Here is a 6,489-nt window from a genome sequence, read left to right on the forward strand (position 1 = left end):
CGAATCTTTGTGATCTAAAATTTTCATCAAAAAGCCTTAACCGAACCGTATTGCTTCGAGTCTCATCGCAACTCGCCCCAGCAGTTTAGGGACTTCCAACTAAAAAAATATCCCATTGCTTTAGTGAGCATTTCCGCCTGTTGTCCATCATCAGCTAAAAACGCGCTGATATCGCTATCCTGAAATGTAAATGTACGTAGTGCTTGCTGAAAAAGTTTTATGGCTGGGGTAGGAAACAGGGAATAGGGAACAGGGAACAGTTTGATGCTGATTTTCTCACCTTTTTTACAACACAATAAATTGAGAATGCACGGTTTTCAAAGCCTCACCCCTGATTACCTTGCATTGTCTTCTTCCCTCCATAACTAGCAACTTGAGTTAGATTTAAATTTTGAAATACCCTTTGGGGTTTTATTTAAAAATTGGAAATTTTGCATTGCTTATGAAACGGCGACCATACATGCTTATAGGATTTTTTCTCAGCCTTCTTCTAACTATCGTGCCTTTGTCAGGCAATTTTACCAATGCTGCAACACCAACAGCAGTCGCACCTGCATCCTCATTCACCCAAGGGGTACAAAAAACGGTATTGGACAACGGTTTAACAGTATTAACTAAGGAAGTCCATACTGCTCCAGTGGTAAGTGTGCAAGTTTGGTATAAAGTTGGTTCACGCAACGAAGTTAAGGGAGAGAGCGGCATTTCTCACCAGCTAGAACATTTGATGTTCAAAGGGACAAATGACCGTCCAGTACAGTTTGGACGGTTATTTAGTGCCTTGGGTAGCCAGTTCAATGCTTTTACTAGTTATGACGAAACAGCTTACTTTGGCACTGTGCAGCGAGACAAACTGGAAGCACTGCTGACGCTGGAAGCCGATCGCATGGAAAACTCTTTAATTGGGCCTGAGCAACTGACAAGTGAAAAGCGGGTGGTGATTTCCGAATTACAGGGGTACGAAAATTCACCAGACTATCGTCTGAATCGGGCAGTGATGCGAGATGCTTTCCCTAGTAGGGCCTATGGTTTACCTGTGGGAGGGACAAAAGCAGATGTAGAAAAATTCACGGTGGAGCAGGTGCGGAATTATTACCAAACCTACTACAGCCCAGAAAATGCCACGTTGGTGATTACCGGAGATTTTGCCACAGAACCCGTACTCAAAGTTGTGAAAGAAACTTACGGGAAGTTATCACAACGAGCAAAAAAGGACACAGTACTCGATAATGCCAGGAGAGCAATTGATCGTTACTCGGCATCTTCTGCCCTCGCCGACGCTTCCCCATCATCTACCTCTGTTGCTAAAAAAGCGCCAATTATCCTTAAGCAACCTGGAAGTGCAGCACTATTGCAAGCGGTGTATCCTCTGCCAGACATCAAACATCCTGATGTCCCGGCAATTGATGTGATGGATGCCATTCTCACAGGTGGACGTAGTTCTCGGCTTTATCAGGCTTTGGTGGAATCTGGACTTGCCAGTTCAGTAAGTGGCGGTGCTGCCGAACTTATTGAACCGGGTTGGTATGAAATTAGTGCTACGGCGGCTCCAGGTCAAGAGTTGGGGAAAATTGCCCAAGTACTCCAGGAATCTTTAGCAAAATTGCAACAGCAGCCAGTCACCTCAGAAGAGTTGAACCGAGCGAAGACGCAAATGCAAGCCTCGTATATTTTGGGGAACCAAGACATCACTAGTCAGGCTAGTCAACTGGGGTATAACCAAACGATCGCAGGAGATTATCATTTTATTGAAAAGTACTTGGCTGCGATCGCTAAAGTCACCCCAAATCAAGTCCAGCAAGCAGCGAAAACTTACCTCAATCCGGCTAAACAAACCATCGGCTTCTTTGAGCCAACTCAACCAGATGGTAAAGCAGGGACTTCCGGTACTGATTCTGGTCGCACGGTGGAAAATTTCAGCCCCGGTAAGCCTGTAGATCCAGCAGAATTGGCGAAATATTTACCACCTGCCACATCAGCGACAGATTCAACCAAACAATCACTACCAGAGGAGTTTACCTTAAATAATGGTTTGAAGGTTTTGCTGTTAAGCGATCGCAATCTTCCCACTATTAACTTGAGTGGACAAATTAACGCTGGTACTGAATTTGACGGCAATCAAAAAGCTGGATTAGCGAATCTGACTGCAAACAACTTAATGAATGGGACGCAGACTAAAAATGCTCTAACCCTAGCCAAAACCTTAGAAGACAAGGGAGCCGGTTTGAACTTCAGTGCTAGCCGCGAGGGAGTTAACGTTAGCGGTGAGGGACTTTCAGCAAATCTACCAATATTGATTCAAACTTTGGCAGATGTGTTAGAAAATGCCACTTTCCCAGCCGATCAGTTAGAACTGAGTCGCCAGCGGGCATTGATAAGTCTTAAAGCCCAGCTAGATGATCCTAGAGGATTGGGACGGCAAGTATTCCAGCAGGCAATTTACCCTGAAAATCATCCATTCCACAGCTTTCCTACAGCCGAGAGTTTAAAGAGCATTACTCGTGATGATTTGCTGAGTTTTTACCAGACACATTATCGACCGGATACCACAACGATCGCCTTAGTGGGAGACTTTGATTCAGTTAAGGTAAAAGCTTTGCTGAATCAGGTGTTTGGTAAATGGCAAGCCACAGGTAAGCCACCTGTTCTCAAAATACAGTCCGTACCATTACCGCAAACTTTGACACGTCTAAACAAAGTAATTCCCGGTAAATCTGAGGCTGTTACCTACATTGGCTACAATGGCATTTCTCGAAAAGACCCACGTTATTATGCAGCACTGGTGCTAAATCAAATTTTGGGTGGTGATACATTATCGAGCCGCCTGGGTACGGAAGTACGCGATCGCCAGGGTTTGACTTACGGTATATACAGTGGTTTTGCCGCCGGCATCAATCCCGGCCCGTTCTTGATTCAAATGCAAACTGCTCCTCTTGATGCCCAAAAAGCGATCGCCAGTACTCTCGCTTTACTCAAACAGTTGCGCGAACAAGGTGTGACAGAGGCTGAACTCAACACAGCAAAACGTTCAATTAGCAATAGCTACCCAGTGGATTTAGCCAATCCCAGTAATGTATCCAGCATCATTTTGGATAATGCTGTCTTGGGGCTTTCGCGATCGGAAATCCGAGAGTTTCCCCAGCGGATTCAAGCAGTAACTATGGCTGATATGCAACAGGCAATTGAAGATTTAATTAAGCCAGAAAATTTGGTGATTGTCACTGCCGGGCCTGGAGATACAGTACCCAAGGGCAGTTAATTACCTCAGATACATAGCAATGGGATTTGATTTGTAAAAATCGCAATAACAAGATCCCCGATTTCTTTAAGAAATCGGGGATCTCATTGTTCAGGGATTATTTAGCTCCTGCCTCCTGCCTTCTTCAAATTGAATAAGAGACTGGGAAGGACTTCGCATCCTTGGGCTTCACATATACTCGCTGTTGTGGTTCTAACTCTAAATCATTAAAGCGATCGCGTGTTAAATGCGCCATCACCACTTGCCCATCATCGAAAGTTAATTCCACCTGAATTTCCCAACCCAAATGGATCAATCGGCTCACTGTCGCAGCCGTAGTAGCACCGTTAGCAACTTTTTCAAAAATCACATCTTGCGGACGCAAAAACACTTGTGGGTGTGGTGCATCAAATCCGCTACTTTGAAAAATCTTTGAGGTGCTAGGTAATACGTTCACTGGGCCGATGAAGCTCATCACAAATGCAGTGGCAGGATTATCGTAAATTTCTGCTGGTGTCCCCACCTGTTCCACACGCCCTTTATTCATGACCACAACCTCATCGGAGACTTCCATTGCTTCCTCTTGGTCGTGGGTAACGAAAACAGTGGTAACATGAACCTCATCATGGAGGCGGCGTAACCATGCCCGTAAGTCTTTGCGAACTTTAGCATCAAGTGCGCCAAAGGGTTCATCTAACAGTAATACTTCCGGTTCTACTGCCAGTGCCCTTGCTAAAGCTACCCGTTGTCTTTGACCACCAGAAAGTTGTGATGGATAACGATCGCCTAATCCAGTCAATTGCACCAATTCTAGTAATTGTTCTACCTTTCCCTTAATCTTCTTTGGCTGTGCCTTACGAATTTCTAAGCCAAAGGCAATATTTTGCTTGACAGTCAGATGCTTGAATAAGGCATAGTGCTGAAACACAAACCCAATATTCCGTTGTTGCACGCTTTGGTATGTGGCGTCCTTACCAGTCAGCAGGATTTTGCCGCTATCTGGCATTTCTAAACCTGAAATTAACCGTAGTAGCGTAGATTTACCTGATCCCGATGGCCCTAGCAACGCAACTAGCGAACCACTCTTAATTTCCAGGCTAACCTCATCAACTGCCTTGAAGCTCCCGAATTGTTTGGAGACGTTCTCAACTACTATGCCCACTGCTGCTGTACCTCTACAACTAAATCTACAGATCCTTGGTAGGATTACTGTGTCTTACATATACCATACATAATTATTTATAGATGAACAAGATTTAGGCTCTACTTTTCAGCACCCACTAAATACCCAATGCCCCATGCCAACTTACCTAGTTCGCAACAACTGCACAAAGGTATTACTCACCGTATTGTCTTTAGTATCAGCCGCGTATTGAATCAAATCTTCTCGCAGTTCTTTGGCTGCATCTAATGGGAGTAAGGTTGCTAACAAGAAATAAACACCACGAAAACGAGGGTCGCCCATTCTATCAACTAATAGTCCTTCGGCGGCATCAGTTTCGCCGAGAAAGTTTTGCACTAAGAAGAAATCCATGATTTTATCGTGGCGGAAGTACCATTCCTTCTTGGCTTCGCCTTTTTCATCTTGCCACTGACGGCTGACTACCATTTTGTATTTATCGTCTTCTAAAGACATGGCAACTTGGTGAAATTCATCGGCGGGTAAGGCTTGTTTGTCTTCGAGTCGCATTTGGTAGACGGCGGCTGAGAATCTTTTGAGGGGAAATTCTTGTTTCCATTCTTGCTGGTATTCTGCCGCCATCAGGTTGTATTGCTGTTCTTGCAGGCGAAACAAGTTTGGGTGTTTACCTTGTGATAGCATCAGCGCTACCACTGTTAAATCCATTGGATTGGAAAGAATTCGGCGGACAGCATCTAACTCTTCTTTGGCTTGTTGGTTGTTGAGGACTTCTGTTAAATAATTGGTGCAGGCTTGGGTGTAATCAGCACCTTGAATTTTGGCATCTTGGGGGAGTCGCGGCTGACGGGAGATCAAAAACTCTTGAATTTGTTGTTGTTCAAGGGGCTGCAAGTAGTAAGTTTTTGCTGTTGAGGGGGGTGTCCACTCTAGGGGCTGGGTAGTCATGATAATGTTGCCCCGGAAATAGCTTTCGACAAACTGGCAGATTTTGGCGCGTGTTTCGGCGGTGACTTCGTTGAGTCCGTCGATGCAGATATCTATCGCGCCACTGTAAATGAGGTTTTTCAGGAAGCCGGCATCTTGGGCTTGGCCATGTAGCTTGTCTTGGATGGCTTCAATTACGCCTTTGTGACATTTTTGGGCGGGGAGATAAACGACTATGCGCTGGGAGTTTTTCAAGAGATGGCGGAGAAACATCGACTTGCCTAAGCCGGAATCTCCTTGTAAGATAATTTGTCCTTGAATACTGGGGAGGGCTGCGGTAATTGGCTGGATGTCTCCTGAAATGGGGACTTTGACTTTTGATTCTGGGAAGTATGATTGCTCATAAAAATTATCTAACCCGGCATCGGCTAATAGGGAAGGTTTGAAGGGTTCAAATATTTTGCGGCGGAAGGGGGGGAACCAGGTGAGGAGAAAGCCGACATAGCCGACGCCGAGAATCCGGCGTACCCAAGGGTTCCAGAAGAAGATGGCTTGGATTTGGGGAAATTTGGGGTAGGCAAAGATGAGGGCAAGCCAAAAGGCAATGTGAATGATGATGGTGTTTCTGGCTTTGAAAAACCACTGCCAATATTCCAGATTATTAATTACTGACTGTAGTGTATGAGCATGGGTGGAGTTAATTTTTTTGAGGTTGTTGTAGTGAGTTTGCAGTAAGTTAATATCTTGTGCTTTCCAAATAATTTTTTTGTTGCCAGCAACTTCAGAAATTTGCTGTGCTAAATCTTTTCTTGATTGATGTAGTTCTTGGCTGGGTTCCCAGGCTTGGCGAAAGATTAAGAGTGTTTTTACACCTTCAGCGTGTGTCAGCTGGTCAGGAATTGCTTTTGGTTTGCCTAGCCATGTGAGCAAGGTTTTTACTTCATCAGTGCCGCCACCAAGGAAATAGGTTAAAAATCGCCAGTGTGCAACTCCTAATTGGTCTGCGTAATAGACGCTATCCAGAATTACTACAACATCATTTAGGTTAAGTTGTTCTATTTTCTCCAATACCTCTGCTGCAATGGAACGAACATCATTGTCAACGGATTTATCCTTAAAGATATTGAGGATATTTTTGACGTAGGGTGTGGCAGCCTCCCCCAGATTTCCCAATGCCTCTACTGCACTA

3 protein-coding genes are annotated in these 6,489 nt (G+C 44.8%); 1 reads left to right on the forward strand and 2 read right to left on the reverse strand.

Translation table 11 applies throughout. The annotated features are described in order from the left end of the window. Nucleotides 1–460: 460 nt before the first annotated feature. Nucleotides 461–3,256 carry a M16 family metallopeptidase gene (locus tag ABF638_RS36280; protein ID WP_435027603.1) on the forward strand — a complete coding sequence of 932 codons (2,796 nt, stop codon included), beginning with the start codon at nt 461–463 and terminating at the stop codon, nt 3,254–3,256. A gap of 124 nt (nt 3,257–3,380) precedes the next feature. Here ABF638_RS36280 and ABF638_RS36285 read toward each other — a convergent pair whose 3' ends face one another. Together ABF638_RS36285 and ABF638_RS36290 are read right to left on the reverse strand one after the other, a co-directional pair. After that, entirely contained in the window at nt 3,381–4,397 is a 1,017-nt protein-coding gene (locus tag ABF638_RS36285) for a sulfate/molybdate ABC transporter ATP-binding protein (RefSeq protein WP_181927973.1), read from the reverse strand. Nucleotides 4,398–4,541: 144 nt separating this feature from the next. After that, nucleotides 4,542–6,489: NACHT domain-containing protein (locus tag ABF638_RS36290; RefSeq protein ID WP_435027604.1), on the reverse strand; the 1,948-nt coding region annotated here is incomplete at its 5' end.

The organism is Nostoc sp. CALU 1950 (assembly GCF_051172895.1).
Taxonomy (GTDB): domain Bacteria; phylum Cyanobacteriota; class Cyanobacteriia; order Cyanobacteriales; family Nostocaceae; genus Nostoc; species Nostoc edaphicum_A.